This window comes from Aeromonas sp. NJAU223, from assembly GCF_051125555.1.
GTDB lineage: Bacteria > Pseudomonadota > Gammaproteobacteria > Enterobacterales > Aeromonadaceae > Aeromonas > Aeromonas veronii_G.
In genome coordinates this window covers 4,376,850-4,396,924 of sequence record NZ_CP144204.1, presented here as the reverse complement: position 1 = coordinate 4,396,924, position 20,075 = coordinate 4,376,850, and the positions used below count along the sequence as shown (strand labels likewise).

Here is a 20,075-nt window from a genome sequence, read left to right as displayed (position 1 = left end):
CCGGGTCCGGCTGGCATCTGATGGGAGCAAGGGTGGCCGATTAGGCCCACCCTTGTGATGAGTGGTGATAGTATGGGGCGCAACAGCGCCCCTTTCTCATGGTGGATGACATGCGTTTCAACTATTCCGACCTCAATCCCGACCTCATCATGGATGCCATCGATCTCAGCGGCCTGCGCATCGATTCCGGCCTCATCGAGCTCAACAGCTACGAGAACCGGGTTTACCAGTTTCAGGACGAGGATCGCCGCCGCTATGTGGTGAAGTTCTATCGTCCCGGTCGCTGGGACAGGGCCCAGATCCTGGAGGAGCACGGCTTCGCCGCATGCCTCAACGACGAGGAGATCCCGGTGGCGGCGCCGCTCGCCTTCGCCGGTGAGACCCTGCTGGAGCATCAGGGCTACGCCTTCGCCATCTGGCAGAGCGTCGGCGGTCGCCAGTTCGAGGTGGACAACCTGGATCAGCTGGAGTGGGTGGGTCGCTATCTCGGCCGTATTCACCGGATCGGGGCCAGCCGTCCCTTCCACCACAGGGTCAGGCTGGATGTAGAAACCATGCTGCACGAACCGCGCCAGCTGCTGGCCGCCGGAGAGTGGGTGCCGAGCGGACTGGCCAAGCAGTTCTACGGGGTGCTGGACGAGTTGATCCACCACGTGTGTGACGCCATGACCCTGGAGGTGGCCCAGATCTCCCTGCACGGGGATTGCCACCCCGGCAACATCCTGTGGCGCGACGGCCCCCTGTTCGTGGATCTCGATGACTGCCGCACCGGCCCCGCCGTTCAGGATCTGTGGATGCTGCTCTCCGGGGATCGCAACGAGCAGCAGATCCAGCTCGATACCCTGCTGGCGGGCTATGAGGAGTTCATGGAGTTCGATCCGCGGGAGCTGGCGCTGATAGAGCCCCTGCGCGCCATGCGCATCGTTCACTACATGGCCTGGCTGGCGCGGCGCTGGGAAGATCCGGCCTTTCCTCGTCACTTCCCTTGGTTCAACAGCGATCACTACTGGCGCCAGCAGATAGCGACCCTGCACGATCAGCTGGAAGCTCTGAAGGCTCCGCCCCTCAGCCTGATGCCGAACTGGTAAGGGGCGGGGGCTTTTCCTGCGGGCGGGGAGGAGCACTCCGCCATCGCGCCTTTGTCATTGACGGCGAAGGGGTGACGCAATAGGCTTGGACTGCTTCGGTTCGCCGGGCGTGCCTCACTGTGATCCCTTAACAGGAAACGTCATGAAAAAAGTACTATTTTTCCTCGCTGCCATGCTGATGATCCCCATGGTTCACGCCGCCCCGCAATTCAAGGAAGGCGTCAACTATGACGTGGTGACCCAGACCGGCAGCGCTCAGCCAGAAGTGCTGGAGTTCTTCTCCTACTTCTGCCCGCACTGCGCCAAGTTTGAACCGATCGCCGAAGATCTGGCCAAGAGCCTGCCGGAAGGCGTGCCGATGAAGAAAAGCCCGGTGGCTTTCCTCGGCCGCGAGATGGGCCCGGAGATGCAGCGTGCCTACGCGGTTGCCAACTTGCTGAACGTTGAAGGCAAGCTGACCCCGGCGATCTTCGACAAGATCCACGTCCAGCGTCAGATCCCGCAGAGCCGTGCCGATGTGAAGCAGATCTTCGTGGACAACGGTGTCGCGGCCGAGGAGTTTGACGGCGCCGTCGACAGCTTTGCCGTTTCCGGCATGGTTTCCCAGTTCGATCGCAACACCGAGACCTACAACGTGCGCGGTGTGCCGGCCTTCCTGGTCAACGGCAAGTACATGGTGAAGATTGAATCCATCACTTCCCAGGAGCAGTTCAACCAGCTGGTGAAGTTCCTGCTGGCCAAGAAAGACTGATCCAGGCTGAATCCATGAAAAAAGCCCGCCGGTGCGAACCGGCGGGCTTTTTGTTTGATGGCTCATCGCCATCCGGAGGCTCAGATCTGGCAATCGCGCGGGGAGCTGGCTCGCGGCAGACGGGTGCGGCGGCTGATGGCCTCCGCCAGCCAGACCAGCAGCAGTATGGCCAGCAGCAGGGTGGCGGCCTGATCGTAGCGGAACAGGCTCAGGGAGACATAGAGCTGCTGCCCAAGGCCGCCGGCACCCACCACCCCCAAGATGGTGGCGGCCCTCAGGTTCATTTCGCCGCGATAGAGGCTGTAGGCCAGCCACTGGCGGGCGACCAGGGGGAAGAGCCCGTACCAGAAGCTGGCGATCCGCCCGGCTCCGGCCAGTTGCAGGGCGAGCCGGGGGGCTTGTTCGGCATTCTCCAGGGTTTCCACGAACAACCTGGCCAGCACGCCCGTGGTGTGCAGAGTGAGCGCCAGTATGCCCGCCACCGGGCCGAGCCCGACGGCGATGACCAGGATGCTGGCAAAGATAAGCTCGGGCACGGAGCGCAGCAGGTTGAACAGCAGCCGCAGCGGCCAGCAGTGGCGAGCCAGCACCGCCAGGGGCAGTGCCAGCAAGGCGCTGAAAAGGGTACTCAGCACGGCCATCTGCACCGTATCGAGCAGGCCACCGGCGACCAGACGCAGGAAGGGCCAGGACCAGTCCGGGGTGAAAAACTCAGCGATGAACTGCCCAAGCCCGGCGGGGGAGAAACTCAGCATGCGCCAGTCCAGCAGCCCCAGCGCCATGACGCCGGCCAGCACCAGGCAGGCCAGCAGCAACAGACCGGGGAAGCGGCTCTGCCGCAGCCAGGCGCTGAGGCCGTCGGCCAGAGTGACCAGCAGGATGAAGGCCAGCAGCAGGGTCGCCACTTCCGGACCTGCGAACATGCGCAAGGAGAGCTCGAGCTGCTGGCCGAGCCCGCCTGCGCCGACGAAGCCCATGATGACCGAGGCGCGTAGGGCGCACTCCCAGCGATAGACGGTGTAGGAGAGCAGCTCTTGACGTACCGCGGGCAGCACGCCGTACCAGAGCGCCTGCAGGCGGCCGCTGCCGCTGAGCAGCAAGGCTCTGGCCGGTTGCAGGGCGCCGTTCTCCATGATCTCGTTGTAGACCTTGGCCAGCATGCCGCCATAGCTGACGGCGATGGCCAGGATGGCCGCCAGCGGTCCCAGGCCGGACAGGCGCACGAACAGCAGGGCCCAGATGAGCTCAGGCAGGCTGCGCAGCAGGATGGCGACCAGGCGTGAGAACGCACGCAAGGCCGTGCGCAGCGGGCTGGGTATCGGGCCCAATTCCGCCAGCGACAGGGCTCGGGAGCCCAGCAGGGCGAATGGAATGCCGAGCAGCAGGGCGCCAAAGAGCCCGAGGGTGGCCACGGCCAGGCTCTCCAGGGCGGCCCTCAGGGTCAGCAGGAGGAAGTCTGAATCCAGCCGGGGGGGCCAGCTGGTGGCGAGGAAGTTGCCCATCTGTCGCCAGCTCTGGCCATCGAACAGGCCGATCCAGCCCTGGGCTTGCTGCCAGAGACTGAGCCCGACCAGTGCCAGCAGCCAGGGCAGGGGGTGACGCCAGCGGCTCAGCGCAGGCATGCACTCGCCTCGTCGTCACCGGCGTAGAGGGCGGTCAGCATGGTCTGGCTGACCTCGCTGGCAGGGCAGTCGAACTGGATGCGGCCCTGGCGCAGGCCGATGATGCGGGGGAACAGGCCGAGGGCCAGCTCGACCGCATGCAGATTGGCAATCAGGGTGCTGCCCCGGGCACCGGCTTGGTGCAGCAGGGCCTCCAGACTGCTCCTGGCGAGCACGGGATCGAGGGCAGACACGGGTTCGTCCGCCAGGATCAAGTCCGGCTGCTGATAGAGCACCCGGGCGATGCCGACCCGTTGCAACTGGCCGCCGGAGAGTTCGCCGCAGCGTTGTTGCCCCTTGTCGGCCAGACCCAGGCGCTGGAGTTCGGCCAGGGCACCGGCGGGATCGCAAGGACGCAGCAGCGAGCAGAGCGCCCGGCCGAGGGACCACTGGCCGAGCCGACCCGCCAGCACCGCCGTCATGACGGATTGGGCGGCGGGGAGTGGCGGCTGTTGCCAGACCATGCCGATCCGGCTGCGCAAGCGCTGGCGTGTGCCGGTGGAGAGGGCCCAGGGATCCTGGCCCCACAGCGTCAACCTTCCCTGGGCCCGCAGTTCGGTGCCGATGAGTCGCAGCAGGCTGGTCTTGCCAGCCCCGCTCGGCCCTATGATGGCGACCGTCTCTCCCGCCTCGATATGCAGATCCAGCGGGTGCAGGATGCGGCTCTGGCCGAGCGTCAGTCCGGCGCCGGCCAGCGTCACGGCGGTCACTTCAGCAGACCGGCCTGGGTGGCAGCCGCTTCGATGCCCTGATAGTTCTCGGGTTTGGTCTCGATGAAACTGCTGGCCCGCTGCAGCTTGAGGATCTCGGCCTGGGCCGGGATGGCCGGGTCCAGGCTGAGGAAGGCCTGCTTGAGCTGAGCCTGCAGCGCCGGATCCAGATCGCCGCGCACCGTCCAGTTGTAGTCAAAGTAGGTCGGCGTGGTCCAGATCACCTTGACCTTGCTGGTATCGACCTTGCCCTCTTCGACCAGTTTCTCCCAGACCGAGGCGTTGAGCACACCGGCCGGCACCTTGCCGGAGGCGACCCAGGCGACGGTGGCGTCGTGGGCGCCGGAGTAGGCGACATGGGTGAAGTCACGGTCCGGATTGATGCCCTGTTCGGCCAGGAAGTGGCGCGGCATCAGGTGACCCGAGGTGGAGGAGGGGGAGCCAAAGGCGAAGTCATGGCCCTTGGTGTCGGCCAGGGTCTGGATGCCGCTGCCTGCATTGGCGATGAACTTGGAGGTGAACTGGGCATCCTCCTGGCGCTGCACCAGGGGAACCACCTTGTCGGCACGGCGGTGTGCCTGCACATAGGTGAAGCCCCCCAGCCAGGCCATGTCCAGCTTGCCGGCGGCCAGCGCCTCGACCACGGCGGCGTAGTCATTGACCGGCACGAATACCACCTCGCGGCCAGTCTTCTCGGCCAGGTATTCCCCGAGGGGGGCGAATTTGCGCTGCAATTCGGTGGGGGCTTCATCGGGAATGGCGGAGACGCGAAGCGGCTCGGCGGCCAGGGCCGCCTGACTGCCCAGCAGGCTGGCAAACAGGGTGGTGAGGGCAACAATCCAGTGACGGCGCATGAACAAATCCTTTTGCAAAGGGGACAAGAGAAAGGCCCGACATGCTGTCGGGCCTGGGATGGGGGTTATGGTAGGGGGCTGTCGGCCCGATGCGCAAGCGGCGGGCCGCAAAATTGCTCAGACCCCGATGTGGAAGGCCTGCTTGAGGTTGCGGATGAAGTCCGCATCCCGGCACAGGGTCTTGCCCGGGCTGTCGGAGATCTTGGCGACCGGGCCGCCGTTGCACTCCATCAGCTTGAACACGATGTTCATGGGGCTGACGCCGGGCAGATCGCAGGTGAGCTTGGTGCCGATGCCGAAGCTGGTGTTGATGCGGCCGCGGAAGTGGCGCAGCAGCTCCACGGCTTTGTCCAGATTGAGGCCGTCGGAGAACACCAGCGTCTTCTCGGTGGGGTCGATGCCGAGGCGCTGGTAGTGGCTGATGGCCTTCTCCCCCCACACCACGGGGTCACCGGAGTCGTGGCGCAGCCCCTGATAGCGGCTGGCCAGCTCGAAGTCGAAGTCCCGCAGGAAGGCATCCATGGTGATGCAGTCGGTCAGGGCGATGCCGAGGTGATTGGTGAATTCGTCGAGCCAGCTGGTGAGGGCGGCGCGCTGGCTGTGCTCCAGCGGGAAACCGAGCTGCTGATGAGCCTGGAACCACTCGTGGGCCTGGGTGCCCACCGCGGGCAGGTTGTACTTCTGGGCCAGCTGGTAGTTGCTGGTGCCGCGAAACGCCGGCAGGCGTTCCTTGAGGCGGCCCACCACGGCATCCTGCACGGCGTGGGAGAAGCGGCGACGGGTGCCAAAGTCGATGAGGTTGAACTCCTGCATCTCCTCGGGGCTCAGATCCCGCTCCAGCTTGTCGATCTTCTGATCCAGCCGGGTGAGGGCCTGGCTCACCCCGAACTGGGGATAGCGGAAGCGGTTGCGCATCTCGCTGATGATGGCGAGGACGGGGATCTCCCACAGGATAACGTCCTGCCAGGAGCCTTCTACGCGAACGTTGATGCGGCCATCTCGCTCGAACACCCGCAATAATGATGCATCCAGCGGCTTGCGGCGCAGGTGATCCAGGTAGTCGGCGGTGAAGAAGGGGCGCTCGGCGAGGAAGTTGAGCTCCGGCCTGGTCAGTCGCAATGAGCCGGCCAGGTGCAGTTGCTCTTCGATCTCCCCCATCATGGGGAGCAAGTCTTCCTCGTTGCGGCTGTGGAATTCGGCCACCACCTCGGCATCGGGATAGCGATGGAACACCGCCTGCTGCATGTGCAGCTTGTAGGCATCGGTGTCGAGCAGACTGTTGAGGATGGGAGGCATATCAGGCTCCTCGCAGGCGGGAGCGAACGGCATCGTTCCCCTGCTGCATGGATAGCTCGCGGGCGTCGGTGTCGACGAGACGGGTGAGGATGGGGGACATATCAGGCATCCAGCAGCTGTTGTACATCGGTCAGGGTCTGGGCCAGTTCGGCGCCAGCCTCAGTCATCTGGGTGCGGGCCTGGGCTATCGTCTCGGGGGCGATGCCGCGACAGGCATCGAGGTGAACGATGACCCTGAAACCGGCCCGGCGCAGTTGCAACACGCTGGTCTTGACGCAGTAATCGGTGGCCAGACCGCCCACCAGCAGGGTATCGACGCCGCGCGCCTGCAGGAATTCGATGAGCCCGGTGCTGCGACGCTCCGCCAGATCGTGGAAGCAGGCGCCGTAGGGATGCAGATCGGGCTCGACTCCCTTCCAGACGAAGAAGTCGTAGTCGATGGGGGCGGGCAGGCCGTCCAGCAGCTCGAAGCCCGGGGTGCCCGGCACGCAGTGGGCCGGCCAGGTGAGATCGGCGTTGGGCAGGTCCAGGGGCAGCAACATGCTGGCGGGGTCGGTCACGACCCAGGCCGCATTGCGGGGATGGGCATCCTTGCTGCCGACTCTCAGGCTGGCGAGGGCCGCCTGGGCATTGAGCGCAGCCGCGATCTCATCCCCGCCCGCGACGGGCAGTTCGTTCGGGCAGAGGGGGGTGAAGCCCTTCTGCGCATCAATATCCAGGCTGGCGACGATTCCCATGGGTGGCTCCTGCACATAATATTCTTGTGATATTATCTACCAAACATTATTAGAAGGCGAGCAGGTCGACCGAGATGCCGAGAATGAGTCTTGATATGGTGGTGCTGCGGCTGAACGATGAGCGGTTGGAACTGCTCCTCGAAACCCGCGATCGCCCCCCCTTTGCCCAATGCTGGCAACTGCCGGCCTTGCGCATCGACGAGACCCGTGACCGGGATCTGGATGCCGCTCTCCACCGTCTGCTGACGGAGTGGGGCCTGGGGCTCTGCTACAGCGAGCAGGTCTGCACCCTCGGCAATCTGGAGCGGGATCCCCGTGGCTGGTCCACCACCCTGGTTTATCTGTGCCTGGTGGAGCCCGAGGTGGAAGTGGTGCGTGGTCGCTGGCACCCGCTCTCTGCCCTGCCGGGGCTGGGTCTCGCCTTCGACCATGTCCAGCTCATCGCCAAGGGGGTGGAGCGACTGCGGATCAAGAGCCGCTACAGCACCCTGCCGCTGCAACTGCTGGGGAGCGAGTTCACCCTCTCCGAGGTGCAGCGCACCTTCGAAATCATCCTGCAGACGCCCATGAACACGGCGGCCTTTCGCAAGCGGATCCACCGGGCCGACGTGCTGGTGGATACCGGCCGCAAGCGCACCGGCAAGCAACGCCCCGCCATCCTCTACCGGCTGGAGAATCCTTGCTGCGTGATGTTCGATCAGGTGATGCACGGAGCGGAAGCATGAGTGAAGCCGGAGTGCAGAAAGTGCAGAAAGTGCTGGTGAGTGCCTGCCTGCTGGGGCAGCCGGTGCGTTACGACGGCCAGAGCAAGGGGATCCTCAGCGACTGGTTGACGGCCCTGGGGGCCGAGGGGCGAGTGCTGTCGTTTTGCCCCGAGGTGGCGGGCGGCCTGCCGACCCCGCGTCCTCCTGCCGAGCGGCAGGGAGAGCGGGTGGTGACCGCGAGCGGGCTGGATGTGACGGCCGAGTTCGATGCAGGCGCCGAGCTCGCGCTGCGGCTCTGCCAGGCCCAGGGCATTCGCTTCGCCCTGCTCAAAGAGGGGAGCCCCTCCTGCGGCAGTGGCCGCATCTACAACGGCCGCTTCGAGGGCATTTCCGTGACGGGGGAGGGCAAGACCACGGCCCTGCTGCGCCGCCACGGGATCCGGGTTTTCAGTGAGGATCAACTGCCCGAGTTGGCCTCTGCGCTCTTGTCTGACGCCGCCTCGATGACGGGAACCGGTTCGGCCTGAGCCGCCTCTGCCCCCTGCCACTGGGCCAGCACCTGATCTTTTTCCTGCCAGCGCTGATTCAGCCATTGCTGGAAGCCACGCTTGAACTGCTTGTCGTTGAAGTAATCCCCCACCAGCTCCTCGTCCACCGGCAGCTCCTCGATGCGCACCCGGATACGCTTCATCCGGCCCATCAGGAAGTCCTTGAACGGCGTCTCCATGTTGTCCGGGTAGCTGATGGTGACATTGATCAGGCTGTCGAACTGATCCCCCATGGCCGCCAGCGTGAAGGCAAGCCCCGCCGCCTTGGGGGGCATCAGGTGGTGGTAGGGGGAGCGCGCCGCATCCCGCTTGGGTTCGGTAAAGCGGGTTCCCTCCACGAAGTTGATGACGGTGGTGGGAATATGGCGGAATTTTTCACAGGCGCTGCGGGTTGTCTCGATATCTTTTCCTCTCAAATGAGGATTTTTCAGCAGGAATGACCGTGAATAGCGGCGCATGAAGGGCATGTCCAGCCCCCAGCAGGCGAGCCCCAGCAGCGGTATGTAGATGAGCTCGTGCTTCATGAAGAACTTGGGCACCGGCAGCCTGTCCCGGAACAGGTGGCCCAGCACCACGATGTCGGTCCAGCTCATGTGGTTGCTGACGATGAGATACCAGCCATCCTTGCGCAGGTGGGTGTCGTCCTCCACCTGCCACTCGATGCGGGTGGTGAGGCGGATCACCAGGGCGTTGCAGGCCAGCCACAGACGCATGAAGCGGTTGTTGAGGCGGCTGCAGGCGCGGCCGAAGGCCGGGATGGGCAGCAGCAGCTTCGCCAGGGAGACCAGCAGGATCAGGCTGGCGCACAGGGCGGTGAAGAGGATGGTCAGGCCGGCGCTGATGAGCAGCACCAGCGGGCCGGGGAGCAGGCTTAGCATGGCGTCCTTGAGGGCGTCTCGTTCGCCAGCAGCTGGTTCAGGGTCTGATCCTTCTCGTGCCAGATCCCGTTCAACCACTGCTGAAACTCTTGTTGGAACTCGGGGTCATTGAAGTAATCCCCCACCAGATTGCGTTCGATCGGCAAGAAGCGGACCCGAACCTTGACCTCCCTGACTCGACCGCACATGAAATCCCAGTAACTGGGGACGCCGCCCGGGTAGGCGATGGTGACATCCACCAGCTTGTGCAGCTGATCCCCCATGGCGGCCAGGGTAAAGGCGACGCCGCCAGCCCTCGGGTGCAACAGATGACGGTAGGGGGCGGCCTGCTTGTCATGCTTGCGGGGGGTGAAGCGGGTGCCCTCCACGAAGTTCATCACACTCACCGGAATGTGGCGGAACTTGGCACAGGCCTTGCGGGTTGTCTCTATGTCTTTTCCCTTCAGATGGGGGTGCTTTTCCAGAAATTTACGGGAATAACGCCGCATGAAGGGAAAATCCAGCGCCCACCATGCCAGACCGAGAAAAGGTACCCAAATCAGTTCTTTCTTGAGGAAAAACTTCAGGAAGGGGATTTTTTGATTAAAAATCCGCTGCAATACCAGTATGTCGACCCAGGATTGATGGTTGGCGATGACCATATACCACTCATTCCGGCTCCCTTTGTCCACTCCGACCACCTCAAAAGGGGTTCGGATGATGACTTTCTGGATCAGATTGTTGAAACCTATCCAGCAGCTGGCGCTGCCGTCCAGCAGTGCATTGCACAGGGTGCGCCACCCCTTGAGCGGCAGCAGCAGCTTGAGCAGACCGAGCAGCAGGATGGGGACAAACCAGAACAGGGTGTTGAGGAAATAGAGCAGGGTCGAGAGGCTGCCGCGCAGCCCCTCAATCAGCTTGTTGGCCATGAGTCGGGTCCGTTTCTTGTCGGTGGAAGACCAGCAAGTGGTCAGATCTGTGCCCATATTATCAGCCGTCGACCTGTTAAACCATGGAGAGGCACCTCCCGAACGGAGCCCTCGTCGCCGTCTCCTGCCTGGTTCAGCCGCTGCGCAGGCGGGACAGCAGCCTGTCCATGGCCCGGTAGCCGAGCGCCTCGATCAGGTGCTCCTTGCCGATATCGGGCTGGCCGGCCAGGTCGGCAATGGTGCGGGACACCCGCAGGATGCGGTGCCAGGCCCGGATGCTGAGGCCGAGCCGCTGGATGGCATTCTCCAAAAACTCGGCATCTTGCGCCGATAATCGACAAACGACTTCGATTTCACGACTATCCAGCAGGTGGTTGAGCTTCCCGCCGCGAGCCAGCATGCGCCCTCTCGCCCCCAATACCCGCTCTCGGATATGCACGCTGGATTCGCCGCGCTCCGCCTTGCCGGTGAGGCTCCCCTTGGGCAGCAGCGGCACCTCCACCGTCAGGTCAAACCGATCGAGGAAGGGGCCGGAGAGCTTGCCGAGGTAGCGCAGGATCTGATCCGGGCTGGCGCGGGTCTGGCCGTCCCCATAGTGGCCGCAAGGGCTGGGGTTCATGGCGCCAATCAGCTGGAAACGGGCGGGAAAATCCACCTGTCGCGCCGCCCGGCTGATGGTGATGTGGCCGGTCTCCAGCGGCTCGCGCAGGGCATCGAGCACCTTGCGCTCGAACTCCGGCAGTTCGTCCAGAAACAGCACTCCGTTGTGGGCGAGGGAAATTTCCCCCGGTCTCGGGTGACTGCCACCGCCGACCAGGGCCACGGCGGAGGCGCTGTGATGAGGGGTTCGATAGGGCCTGTGGTGCCAGTGACCGGCCCGCGGGGTCAGGCCGCCGATGGAGTGGATGGCGGCGGTCTGCTGCGCCTCCTGCTCGCTCAGCGGTGGCAAGATACCGGGCAAGCGGCTCGCCAGCATGCTCTTGCCGGTGCCGGGTGGCCCGATAAACAGCAGATTGTGGCTGCCGGCGGCGGCGATCTCCAGCGCCCGCTTGGCCTGGGACTGGCCGATCACATCCTGCAGATCCGGGATATCGGGCAAGCTCTCCGTACTCTGGGGCTCGGGCAGGGGCAGCTCGTACTGGCCTGCCAGCCAGGCGGTGACCGCCAGCAGCTGGTGGGCGGTGCGCACCTCGGCATCCTGGATGAGGGAGGCCTCTTGGCCGTTTTCCCGCGGCACCAGCAGGGTGCGACCCGCATCCCGGCAGGCCAGCACCGCGGGCAACACTCCCAGCACGGGGCGGATCTCGCCGGTCAGGGCCAGCTCCCCCAAAAATTCATGATCAAGAAGGTATTTAGCAGGTATCTGCTTGGAAGCGGCAAGAATACCGATGGCGATGGCCAGATCGAAACGCCCTCCCTCCTTGGGCAGGTCGGCGGGGGCCAGGTTGACCGTGATGTGCTTGGAGGGAAACTCGAAGTTGCCGTTGAGCAGAGCGCTGCGCACCCGATCCCGCGACTCCTTCACCGAAGTTTCCGGCAGCCCCACCATGTTGAAGGCGGGCAGGCCGTTGGAGAGGTGGACTTCCACCGTTACCTGAGGGGCAGAAATACCCAGGCTGGCACGGCTATAAACCACAGCTAATGACATAAATACCGTCCTTGGTTTGATGTATATGCTGGCCAACCGTTTTTTATTAGTTTTTTGTTCCAACCCGGGCGCGGTGACCAGCTGGAAATCAGAGTCTTGTCAGGTAAAAAGTGCTTGCCCAATAAAAATCACCGTGCTAGTTCTAATAGCCATTCGCGGTAAGCACCGCTCCGATTTCACAGGATTTCCGGTTGTAACTATGAACATGGCCTCCCGTTTCGTCAGCATTATTGTGGTCCTAGTGGTGATTATTATCTCACCGCTCGGGGCTCGTTTGGCTGCACGGAACAAGGGATAGACCCAACACCGGACAGAACGAAACAAAGCGACCCCCGAGCCTCACGGCCCGGGGGTTTTTTTTCGACCAAAGGACAGGATTTTCCACATGAACGGCGCGCAGTTTTTGGTACAGGCTCTCAAGAAACAGGGTGTGACCCAGGTGTTTGGCTACCCGGGCGGGGCCATCATGCCGGTCTACGATGCCTTGTATGACGGCGGCCTGGCCCATCAGCTGTGCCGCCACGAACAGGGGGCCGCCATGGCCGCCGTGGGTTATGCCCGCGCCTCCGGCCAGGTGGGGGTCTGTATCGCCACCTCGGGCCCGGGGGCCACCAACCTGGTGACAGGTCTGGCGGAGGCGCTGCTCGATTCCGTCCCCCTGGTCGCCATCAGCGGCCAGGTGCCCTGCGCCGCCGTGGGCACCGACGCCTTCCAGGAGGTGGACGTACTCGGCATGTCGCTCTCCTGCACCAAGCACTCCTTCATGGTCACGGATGCAGCCGAGCTGGGGCAGGTGTTGGCAGAAGCCTTCGCCATCGCCACCTCCGGTCGCCCCGGCCCCGTGCTCATCGATTTTCCCAAGGATATCCAGCTGGCGGCCGTGCCGAAACAGAGCCCGCTGTTTGCGGTGGAAGAGCCAGGTGCCCTGGTTCTGGCCGAGATCAACGCCGCCCGCGCGCTGCTGGCCGCCGCCGAGCGCCCCGTGCTCTACGTCGGCGGCGGGGTGGGCATGGCGAATGCCGAACGTCAGCTGCGCGACTTTGCGGCTGCCACCGGCATGCCGGCGGTCACCACCCTCAAGGGCATAGGGGCGCTGGATCCCGACAGCGACGTTTACCTCGGCATGCTCGGCATGCACGGCACCAAGCCCGCGAATCTGGCGGTACAGCAGTGCGATCTGCTGGTGGTGGCCGGGGCCCGTTTCGATGATCGGGTGACTGGCAAGCTGGACGAGTTCGCCCCCCACGCCAAGGTGATCCATCTCGATGTAGACGCCGCCGAGTTTGGCAAGCGCCGCGCCGCCGAGGTGGGGATCACCACGGATCTGACCCTGGTGCTGCCGGCGCTCGCCATGGAGCTCGACATCACCCCCTGGCGCGAGCACTGCGCCGCCATGGCCCGGGAATACGCGTTTCGCTACGACCACCCGGGCCAGCCCATCTATGCCCCGGCCTTGCTCAAAGAGCTCTCAAACCGCCTGCCAGAGAGCAGCGTGGTGGCCTGCGACGTGGGTCAGCACCAGATGTGGGTGGCCCAGCACATGCGCTTCACCAGCCCGCGCAATCACCTCTCCAGTGCCGGTCTCGGCACCATGGGCTTCGGTCTGCCCGCCGCCATCGGCGCCAAGATGTCGCGCCCGGAGGATGAGGTGGTGCTGGTGAGCGGGGATGGCTCCTTCATGATGAACGTGCAGGAACTCGGCACCATTCGCCGTGCCCAGCTCAAGGTGAAGATGGTGCTGCTGGACAACCAGCGCCTCGGCATGGTGCGCCAGTGGCAGGAGCTGTTCTTCGACGGCCGCTACAGCGAGACCATCCTCTCCGACAACCCCGATTTTGTCGCCCTGGCTGCCGCCTTTGGCATCCCTGGCGAGAGCATCACATGCAAGGAACAGATAGCACCGGCCCTGGATCGCCTGCTGGCGAGCGAGAGCGCCTACCTGCTGCATGTGGCGATTTCAGAGGAAGAAAACGTCTGGCCCCTGGTGCCCCCGGGAGTCGCGAACCACAAGATGATGGAGCAACGCCCATGAACCAGCACAATCAGCACCAGCACACCCTGCATATCCACGCCCAGCCCAGGCCCGAAGTGATGGAACGGGTGCTGCGGGTGGTGCGCCACCGCGGCTTCGCCCTCAATGCCCTGCACATGGAGCAGGATTGCCAACAGCTGCGGATCACGGTTACTGTCGAGTCGGAGCGTCCCATCCAGCAGTTGTGGAGCCAGCTGGTCAAGCTGGTGGATGTCTCCCGGGTCGATGCACTGGAACAGCAACCCCGGATCAGCGCTTAAAGGAGCCAAGCCAATGTCACAGCCTTCTCATCCTCAATACATCTGGTTCAACGGCAAGATGGTGCCCTGGCAGGATGCCCAGGTCCACGTCATGAGCCATGCCCTGCACTACGGCTCCTCCGTGTTTGAGGGGGTCCGAGCCTACGACACCCCCAAGGGGACCTGCATCTTCCGTCTGCAGGAGCACACTCGCCGCCTGTTCGACTCCGCCAAGATCTATTGGATGGACGTGCCCTATAGCGAAGCCGAGGTGAACGAGGCCTGCCGCGCCGTGGTGCGTGAGAACGGCCTGAAGAGCGGCTATCTGCGCCCGCTCGCCTTCATCGGCAACGTGGGGCTGGGGCTGCATCCGCCGCTCGATGCCAAGGCCGACCTCATGGTCGCCGCCCTGCCCTGGGGCGCCTATCTGGGGGAAGAGGGGCTGAAAAACGGGGTGGATGTGTGCGTCACCTCCTGGAACCGGCTCGCGCCGAACACCATTCCCACCGGCGCCAAGGCTGGCGGCAACTATCTGTCGTCCCAGCTCATCAGCCGGGAGGCCAAGCGCAACGGCTTCGCCGAAGGGCTAGCGCTGGACGTGAATGGTTATCTTAGCGAGGGGGCGGGGGAGAACCTGTTCCTGGTGAAGAACGGCGTGCTGTTCACCCCGCCCGCCACCGCCGCCATCCTGCCCGGCATCACCCGCGACACCATCATGACCCTCGCCCGGGATCTCGGCTATGAGGTGCGCGAACAGGCGCTGCCGCGCGAAGCCCTCTATGTGGCGGACGAGATCTTCATGACCGGCACGGCGGCCGAGGTGACCCCGGTGCGCTCGGTGGATCGGATGCAGATAGGTGCTGGTCGTCGTGGCCCGGTGACCGAGCAGTTGCAGAACGCCTTCTTCGGCCTGTTCAATGGCCAGACTGAGGACAAGTGGGGCTGGCTCACCCCGGTCAAGGATTGATGACGACGGGGAGGCCAAGCCTCCCCGAGTCGCTTCTGCTCAATGGCGCCAGCGTGCATTGAGCAGAGTCGATTGCCGACTCGCGAGTCACATTCATGTTTCAAAGATAATGAGCCCCATGGGCATTCAGGGAGTAGAGACAATGCCGAAGTTGAGATCCGCCACCACCACCCACGGACGTAACATGGCCGGGGCCCGCGCCCTGTGGCGTGCCACCGGAATGACCGATCAGGATTTCGGCAAGCCCATCATCGCCGTGGTCAACTCCTTCACCCAGTTCGTGCCCGGTCACGTCCACCTCAAGGATCTGGGCCAGCTGGTCGCCCGCGAAATTGAGGCCGCCGGCGGGGTCGCCAAGGAATTCAACACCATCGCCGTGGATGACGGCATCGCCATGGGCCACGGCGGCATGCTCTATTCCCTGCCGTCCCGGGAGCTCATCGCCGATTCCGTGGAGTACATGGTCAACGCCCACTGCGCCGACGCCATGGTCTGCATCTCCAACTGCGACAAGATCACCCCGGGGATGCTGATGGCTGCCCTGCGCATCAACATTCCGGTGATCTTCGTCTCCGGCGGTCCCATGGAGGCGGGCAAGACCAAGCTCTCCGATCAGATCATCAAGCTGGATCTGGTGGATGCCATGATCCAGGGGGCCGACCCCAAGGTCTCCGACGCCCAGAGCGAACAGGTCGAGCGTAGCGCCTGCCCCACCTGCGGCTCTTGCTCCGGCATGTTCACCGCCAACTCCATGAACTGCCTGACCGAGGCGCTCGGCCTCTCCCAGCCGGGCAACGGCTCCATGCTGGCGACCCACGCGGATCGCGAACAGTTGTTCAAGCTGGCCGGTCAGCGCATCGTGGCCCTGGCCAATCGCTACTACCAGCAGGACGACGAGAGCGCCCTGCCGCGTAACATCGCCACCAAGGCGGCCTTCGAGAACGCCATGGCGCTGGACATCGCCATGGGCGGCTCCACCAATACCGTGCTGCACCTGCTGGCGGCCGCCCAGGAGGCGGGAGTCGACTTCACCATGGCCGACATCGACCGTATGTCCCGCAAGGTGCCCCAGCTGTGCAAGGTCGCCCCGTCCACTCAGAAATACCACATGGAAGACGTGCACCGCGCCGGTGGCGTGGTCGCCATCCTGGGCCAGCTGGAGAAGGCCGGTCTGGTGCACGGGGACACCCGCAACGTGCTCGGCACGTCGCTGGTCGAGCTGCTGGCGCAATACGACGTGAGCCGCTGCGACGACAAGGCGGTGCACGACTTCTATCGCGCCGGTCCGGCGGGCATCCGTACCACTAAGGCATTCAGTCAGGACTGCCGCTGGCCCGAGCTGGATCTGGACCGTGCGCAGGGTTGCATCCGCTCCCTGGACAACGCCTACAGCCTGGAAGGGGGCCTGGCCGTGCTCTCCGGCAACCTCGCCATCAACGGTGCCATCGTCAAGACAGCAGGGGTGGATGACGAGAACCTCTGCTTCCGCGGCCCGGCCCGGGTGTTCGAGAGCCAGGACACGGCGGTCGCCGGCATTCTGGACGGCACGGTCAAGGCCGGTGAAGTGGTGGTGATCCGCTACGAGGGCCCGAAAGGCGGCCCCGGCATGCAGGAGATGCTCTACCCCACCACCTATCTCAAGTCCATGGGGCTCGGCAAGGCCTGCGCCCTCATCACCGATGGCCGTTTCTCCGGCGGTACCTCCGGGCTCTCCATCGGTCACGTCTCTCCGGAGGCGGCGTCCGGCGGCACCATAGGGCTGGTGGAAGACGGGGACATCATCAACATCGACATCCCGGCTCGCAGCATGGTGCTGGAAGTGGCCGACAGCGTGCTGGCCACCCGCCGCACCGCCGTGGAAGCCCGTGGCTGGAAGCCGCTCAACCGTCAGCGTCAGGTCTCCTACGCCCTGCGTGCCTACGCCATGCTGGCCACCAGTGCCGACAAAGGTGCGGTGCGCGATCTCAGCAAGCTGGAGGAGTGAGTCATGGTCTCTGCGGCGGATTATCTACGCAAGGTGTTGCTCTCCCCCGTTTATGAGGCGGCGCGAGTGACACCGCTGCAAACCCTCAAGAAGTTGTCCGAGCGTCTCGGCAATCAGGTTTCCCTCAAGCGGGAGGATCTGCAGCCGGTTCACTCCTTCAAGTTGCGGGGGGCCTATCACAAGATCGCGACCTTGAGCGCCGAGCAGAAGGCGCGCGGTGTGGTGGCGGCCTCTGCCGGCAACCATGCCCAGGGGGTCGCCCTATCGGCGGCCAAGCTTGGTATCAAGGCCATCATCGTCATGCCCACCACCACGCCAGACATCAAGATCGATGCGGTGCGCCGCCAGGGCGGCAATGTGCTGCTGTTTGGCAACAGCTTCGACGAGGCCTATGGCGAGAGTCGCCGTCTGGCCCAAACCGAGGGCTACACCCTGATCCCGCCCTTTGACGATGTCGAGGTGATCGCGGGCCAGGGCACCATCGGCAAGGAGCTGCTGGAGCAGGACACCCACCTCACTCACGTGTTCGTGCCGGTGGGGGGCGGTGGTCTGGCTGCCGGGGTGGCGGTCTATATCAAGCAACTGCTGCCGGACGTGAAGGTGATCGGGGTGGAGGCGGAGGGCTCCGCCTGCCTCAAGGCGGCTCTGGCGGCCGGCGAGCCGGTCAACCTGGAGCGGGTCTCCCTGTTTGCGGACGGGGTGGCGGTCAAGCGCATCGGCGAGGAGACCTTCCGCCTGTGCAACCAGTATCTGGACGAGGTGGTGACCGTCTCCAACGACCAGATCTGCGCCGCGCTCAAGGACATCTTCGACGACTGCCGTGCCATCGCCGAGCCGTCAGGGGCTTTGTCACTCGCGGGCCTCAAGGCCTACAGCGAGCGCGAACAAATCAAGGGCGGCCGGATGGCGGCCATCTTGTCCGGCGCCAACGTCAATTTCCACAGCCTGCGCTACGTGTCGGAGCGCTGCGAGATCGGCGAGAAGCGCGAGGGCATGCTGGCGGTGACCATCCCCGAGCGCAAGGGCGCCTTCCTCGACTTCTGCCGCCAGCTCGGGCCGCGCATGGTGACCGAGTTCAACTACCGCTACGCCGATGCCGAGCAGGCCTCCCTGTTCGTCTCGGTGCGCCTGAGCGGTGGTGACGAGGAGCTCGGCCAGATCATCGATCAACTCGGTGGCAACGGCTACCCCGTGGTCAACATGACCGAGAGCGAGCTGGCCAAGAATCACGTGCGCTACATGATTGGTGGCCGTCCGGCCCGGCCCCTCGGCGAGCGGCTCTACAGCTTCAAGTTCCCGGAGCAGCCGGGGGCCCTGATGCGCTTCCTGGAGACGCTCGGCTGTCGCTGGAACATCAGCCTGTTCCACTACCGCAACCACGGCGCCGACTATGGCCGGGTGCTGTGTGCCTTCGAGCTGCCGGACGAGGACGTGGCCGCCTTCCACGACTACCTGCACGAGCTGGGCTACGGCTGGAAAGAGGTGAGCGAGGATCCCGCCTACAGGTTGTTCCTGGCAAGCCAGAGTCGGAGGGACTGAACGCCCGACCTTGGTCCACGACCGGAGAGCCTCGCTCTCCGGTTTTTTTATGGTGCGTTGCACGAGGCCTGCGATGGCTGGCAGGAGATTAGCGAGGATCCCATCTACACGGTTGTGCCTGGCGAGCTAGACTAGGTTGCTGGCAACCGTCTGAAAACGAAGGGCTTTGCCCTTCTTTTTTATGGGCGGTGCGGGGAAAGGGGCTGTGTCTGTCGATAATGTCGCCAACATCACACTCCTGAGTCCCTGGTCATTTGAGGCTGGTCACAGATGGGATAATCTGGGCACGGGGCTTGCGTTCAGGGCCCCGTCAGGGAAGAGAGGCGCATCCAGCGCCATAACAATTCATTGCAGGGGCTCATCATGAACAAGTCTATGCTCGCCGCCCTCATCGGCGGCCTGATGGCATCGGGGGCGGTGCAGGCTACCGCCCAGGACAACACCTGGTATGTCGGCGGCAAGGCCGGCTGGTCCAATTTCTATGGGGTGGATTACAACGCTCAGGTGGAAGAGCTGTTTGACGCGACCAAGGTCAACGAGAACAGCGACGACCTGGGGCTGGGGGCCTTCGCGGGCTATCAGATCAATCGCAACCTGGCCGTCGAACTCGGCTATGACTGGCTCGGCAAGTACCAGGTCGACAAGCATTACTCGGGTAATGGCGTTGATTTCGGGTTGGAGGGCGAGGCCAAAGCCCAGATGGTGCAAGCCACCATGAGGATCATCCTGCCCGCGACTTCGGCCCTGGATATCTATGGCCGTCTGGGAGGGGCTTACGCCTGGACCGAGAGTTCTCTCAACGTCAGAGCCAGCGATGGCACCAACTATCTCTCCGAGTCCCATGATGGCAACAAATACCACGGCGCCGCCTTTGTGGGCGCACTCGGGGTGGAGTATGCCATCGACAAGGATTGGGCTGCCCGCCTCGAGTATCAGTACACCACGCCGCTTGGCAAAACCTCCCTCGACGAGTCCGGCATCGAGATGGACAACGGCCTGCTGTCGGTGGGCATGCTCTACCGCTTCGGCCAGGTCGGTGACGAACCGGTGGCGCCGACCCCGGCCCCGGAACCCGCCCCGGCTCCCGTGCTGGTGGAGAAGCAGTTCAGCCTGGATTCCGACGTGCTGTTCGAGTTCAACAAGGCGACCCTGAAACCGGCCGCGAGCCAGGCGCTGGACAACCTGTTCGCCCAGATCCTGGCCGCCAATCCCAAAGACGGGGTGGCGACCGTCATCGGTCACACCGACCGTCTGGGGTCTGACGCCTACAACCAGTCTCTGTCCGAGCAGCGCGCCCGCACGGTGGCGGATTATCTCATCGCCAAGGGACTGTTTGCCGACAAGGTACGGGCAGAAGGGCGAGGCGAGTCTTCCCCGGTGACCGGCGGCAGTTGCCCGGACGGCGCCAAGGCGCAGATGATCGCCTGCCTGGCCCCGGATCGCCGGGTCGAGGTGCGGCTGAGCGGGGTCTCCCAGGCCGCCGAATAAGCCATGTTTTCCTGGCGATCAAACAACGAGGGGGCCAAGGCCC

General features: G+C 64.2%; 18 protein-coding genes. 10 read left to right on the top strand and 8 right to left on the bottom strand.

Annotated features, from left to right (window positions below; all coding sequences use genetic code 11):
* Window positions 1–98: 98 nt before the first annotated feature.
* Together VZC39_RS20250 and VZC39_RS20245 are read left to right on the top strand one after the other, a co-directional pair.
* A complete protein-coding gene (locus tag VZC39_RS20250; protein WP_434664726.1) occupies window positions 99–1,088 on the top strand; it encodes a serine/threonine protein kinase in 990 nt (329 codons plus the stop codon).
* 142 nt (window positions 1,089–1,230) lie between these two features.
* Window positions 1,231–1,839, top strand: a complete 609-nt coding sequence (locus tag VZC39_RS20245) for a thiol:disulfide interchange protein DsbA/DsbL (RefSeq protein WP_349920306.1) — start codon at window positions 1,231–1,233, stop codon at window positions 1,837–1,839.
* An 80-nt stretch (window positions 1,840–1,919) separates the two neighbouring features.
* Here VZC39_RS20245 and phnE read toward each other — a convergent pair whose 3' ends face one another.
* From phnE to VZC39_RS20220, 5 genes are all read right to left on the bottom strand, one after another.
* Complete coding sequence (phnE, locus tag VZC39_RS20240) at window positions 1,920–3,461, bottom strand: phosphonate ABC transporter, permease protein PhnE (protein WP_434664725.1); 1,542 nt, start codon at window positions 3,459–3,461, stop codon at window positions 1,920–1,922.
* Window positions 3,449–4,210 carry a phosphonate ABC transporter ATP-binding protein gene (locus tag VZC39_RS20235; RefSeq protein WP_434664723.1) on the bottom strand — a complete coding sequence of 254 codons (762 nt, stop codon included), beginning with the start codon at window positions 4,208–4,210 and terminating at the stop codon, window positions 3,449–3,451. The genes phnE and VZC39_RS20235 overlap by 13 nt, the downstream gene beginning before the upstream one ends.
* On the bottom strand, window positions 4,207–5,064 hold the full coding sequence (locus VZC39_RS20230) for a putative selenate ABC transporter substrate-binding protein (protein ID WP_434664722.1): 858 nt from the start codon (window positions 5,062–5,064) through the stop codon (window positions 4,207–4,209). The genes VZC39_RS20235 and VZC39_RS20230 overlap by 4 nt, the downstream gene beginning before the upstream one ends.
* A 117-nt stretch (window positions 5,065–5,181) precedes the next feature.
* Complete coding sequence (gene pncB / locus VZC39_RS20225; RefSeq protein WP_434664720.1) at window positions 5,182–6,360, bottom strand: nicotinate phosphoribosyltransferase; 1,179 nt, start codon at window positions 6,358–6,360, stop codon at window positions 5,182–5,184.
* Window positions 6,361–6,461: 101 nt separating this feature from the next.
* The gene (locus VZC39_RS20220; protein ID WP_434664719.1) at window positions 6,462–7,097 is read right to left on the bottom strand and encodes a nicotinamidase; all 636 of its coding nucleotides are present in this window, start codon (window positions 7,095–7,097) and stop codon (window positions 6,462–6,464) included.
* Between the two features lie 74 nt (window positions 7,098–7,171).
* Here VZC39_RS20220 and VZC39_RS20215 point away from each other — a divergent pair, with 74 nt between their 5' ends.
* A complete protein-coding gene (locus VZC39_RS20215; RefSeq protein ID WP_434664718.1) occupies window positions 7,172–7,822 on the top strand; it encodes an NUDIX hydrolase in 651 nt (216 codons plus the stop codon).
* On the top strand, window positions 7,819–8,328 hold the full coding sequence (locus tag VZC39_RS20210) for a DUF523 domain-containing protein (protein ID WP_349920294.1): 510 nt from the start codon (window positions 7,819–7,821) through the stop codon (window positions 8,326–8,328). The genes VZC39_RS20215 and VZC39_RS20210 overlap by 4 nt, the downstream gene beginning before the upstream one ends.
* Here the strand turns inward: VZC39_RS20210 and VZC39_RS20205 are convergent.
* The 3 genes from VZC39_RS20205 to VZC39_RS20195 all read right to left on the bottom strand — a co-directional run bounded on the left by VZC39_RS20205 (window position 8,259) and on the right by VZC39_RS20195 (window position 11,783).
* Window positions 8,259–9,227 carry an acyltransferase gene (locus VZC39_RS20205; RefSeq protein ID WP_349920292.1) on the bottom strand — a complete coding sequence of 323 codons (969 nt, stop codon included), beginning with the start codon at window positions 9,225–9,227 and terminating at the stop codon, window positions 8,259–8,261. The genes VZC39_RS20210 and VZC39_RS20205 overlap by 70 nt on opposite strands.
* On the bottom strand, window positions 9,221–10,135 hold the full coding sequence (locus VZC39_RS20200) for an acyltransferase (protein ID WP_349920290.1): 915 nt from the start codon (window positions 10,133–10,135) through the stop codon (window positions 9,221–9,223). Before VZC39_RS20200 ends, VZC39_RS20205 begins: the two co-directional genes overlap by 7 nt.
* Before the next feature lie 133 nt (window positions 10,136–10,268).
* The gene (locus VZC39_RS20195) at window positions 10,269–11,783 is read right to left on the bottom strand and encodes a YifB family Mg chelatase-like AAA ATPase (RefSeq protein WP_434664717.1); all 1,515 of its coding nucleotides are present in this window, start codon (window positions 11,781–11,783) and stop codon (window positions 10,269–10,271) included.
* 385 nt (window positions 11,784–12,168) lie between these two features.
* Between VZC39_RS20195 and ilvG the strand changes: the two genes are divergently transcribed.
* From ilvG to ompA, 6 genes are all read left to right on the top strand, one after another.
* A complete protein-coding gene (ilvG, locus tag VZC39_RS20190; protein WP_434664715.1) occupies window positions 12,169–13,815 on the top strand; it encodes an acetolactate synthase 2 catalytic subunit in 1,647 nt (548 codons plus the stop codon).
* Window positions 13,812–14,075 (top strand): acetolactate synthase 2 small subunit, encoded by a 264-nt coding sequence (gene ilvM / locus VZC39_RS20185; RefSeq protein ID WP_349920285.1) that lies wholly within the window; start codon window positions 13,812–13,814, stop codon window positions 14,073–14,075. The genes ilvG and ilvM overlap by 4 nt, the downstream gene beginning before the upstream one ends.
* Before the next feature lie 13 nt (window positions 14,076–14,088).
* Window positions 14,089–15,021, top strand: a complete 933-nt coding sequence (locus tag VZC39_RS20180) for a branched-chain amino acid transaminase (protein ID WP_349920283.1) — start codon at window positions 14,089–14,091, stop codon at window positions 15,019–15,021.
* A gap of 142 nt (window positions 15,022–15,163) precedes the next feature.
* Window positions 15,164–17,005 carry a dihydroxy-acid dehydratase gene (gene ilvD, locus VZC39_RS20175; RefSeq protein WP_434664713.1) on the top strand — a complete coding sequence of 614 codons (1,842 nt, stop codon included), beginning with the start codon at window positions 15,164–15,166 and terminating at the stop codon, window positions 17,003–17,005.
* A 3-nt stretch (window positions 17,006–17,008) separates the two neighbouring features.
* On the top strand, window positions 17,009–18,544 hold the full coding sequence (gene ilvA / locus VZC39_RS20170; protein WP_349920280.1) for a threonine ammonia-lyase, biosynthetic: 1,536 nt from the start codon (window positions 17,009–17,011) through the stop codon (window positions 18,542–18,544).
* Window positions 18,545–18,907: 363 nt separating this feature from the next.
* On the top strand, window positions 18,908–20,032 hold the full coding sequence (gene ompA, locus VZC39_RS20165) for a porin OmpA (RefSeq protein WP_434664711.1): 1,125 nt from the start codon (window positions 18,908–18,910) through the stop codon (window positions 20,030–20,032).
* The last annotated feature ends 43 nt before the right edge of the window (window positions 20,033–20,075 follow it).

What these genes read in the sequence shown, in the direction of transcription:
- VZC39_RS20210 (WP_349920294.1), top strand. Translation starts at nt 7,819, where the DNA reads ATGAGTGAAGCCGGAGTGCAGAAAGTGCAGAAAGTGCTGGTGAGTGCC.
- ompA (WP_434664711.1), top strand. Translation starts at nt 18,908, where the DNA reads ATGAACAAGTCTATGCTCGCCGCCCTCATCGGCGGCCTGATGGCATCG.
- pncB (WP_434664720.1), bottom strand. Translation starts at nt 6,360, where the DNA reads ATGCCTCCCATCCTCAACAGTCTGCTCGACACCGATGCCTACAAGCTG.
- VZC39_RS20200 (WP_349920290.1), bottom strand. Translation starts at nt 10,135, where the DNA reads ATGGCCAACAAGCTGATTGAGGGGCTGCGCGGCAGCCTCTCGACCCTG.
- VZC39_RS20205 (WP_349920292.1), bottom strand. Translation starts at nt 9,227, where the DNA reads ATGCTAAGCCTGCTCCCCGGCCCGCTGGTGCTGCTCATCAGCGCCGGC.
- VZC39_RS20220 (WP_434664719.1), bottom strand. Translation starts at nt 7,097, where the DNA reads ATGGGAATCGTCGCCAGCCTGGATATTGATGCGCAGAAGGGCTTCACC.
- ilvG (WP_434664715.1), top strand. Translation starts at nt 12,169, where the DNA reads ATGAACGGCGCGCAGTTTTTGGTACAGGCTCTCAAGAAACAGGGTGTG.
- ilvA (WP_349920280.1), top strand. Translation starts at nt 17,009, where the DNA reads ATGGTCTCTGCGGCGGATTATCTACGCAAGGTGTTGCTCTCCCCCGTT.
- ilvM (WP_349920285.1), top strand. Translation starts at nt 13,812, where the DNA reads ATGAACCAGCACAATCAGCACCAGCACACCCTGCATATCCACGCCCAG.
- VZC39_RS20250 (WP_434664726.1), top strand. Translation starts at nt 99, where the DNA reads ATGGTGGATGACATGCGTTTCAACTATTCCGACCTCAATCCCGACCTC.
- VZC39_RS20230 (WP_434664722.1), bottom strand. Translation starts at nt 5,064, where the DNA reads ATGCGCCGTCACTGGATTGTTGCCCTCACCACCCTGTTTGCCAGCCTG.
- ilvD (WP_434664713.1), top strand. Translation starts at nt 15,164, where the DNA reads ATGCCGAAGTTGAGATCCGCCACCACCACCCACGGACGTAACATGGCC.
- VZC39_RS20245 (WP_349920306.1), top strand. Translation starts at nt 1,231, where the DNA reads ATGAAAAAAGTACTATTTTTCCTCGCTGCCATGCTGATGATCCCCATG.
- VZC39_RS20195 (WP_434664717.1), bottom strand. Translation starts at nt 11,783, where the DNA reads ATGTCATTAGCTGTGGTTTATAGCCGTGCCAGCCTGGGTATTTCTGCC.
- phnE (WP_434664725.1), bottom strand. Translation starts at nt 3,461, where the DNA reads ATGCCTGCGCTGAGCCGCTGGCGTCACCCCCTGCCCTGGCTGCTGGCA.
- VZC39_RS20180 (WP_349920283.1), top strand. Translation starts at nt 14,089, where the DNA reads ATGTCACAGCCTTCTCATCCTCAATACATCTGGTTCAACGGCAAGATG.
- VZC39_RS20215 (WP_434664718.1), top strand. Translation starts at nt 7,172, where the DNA reads ATGCCGAGAATGAGTCTTGATATGGTGGTGCTGCGGCTGAACGATGAG.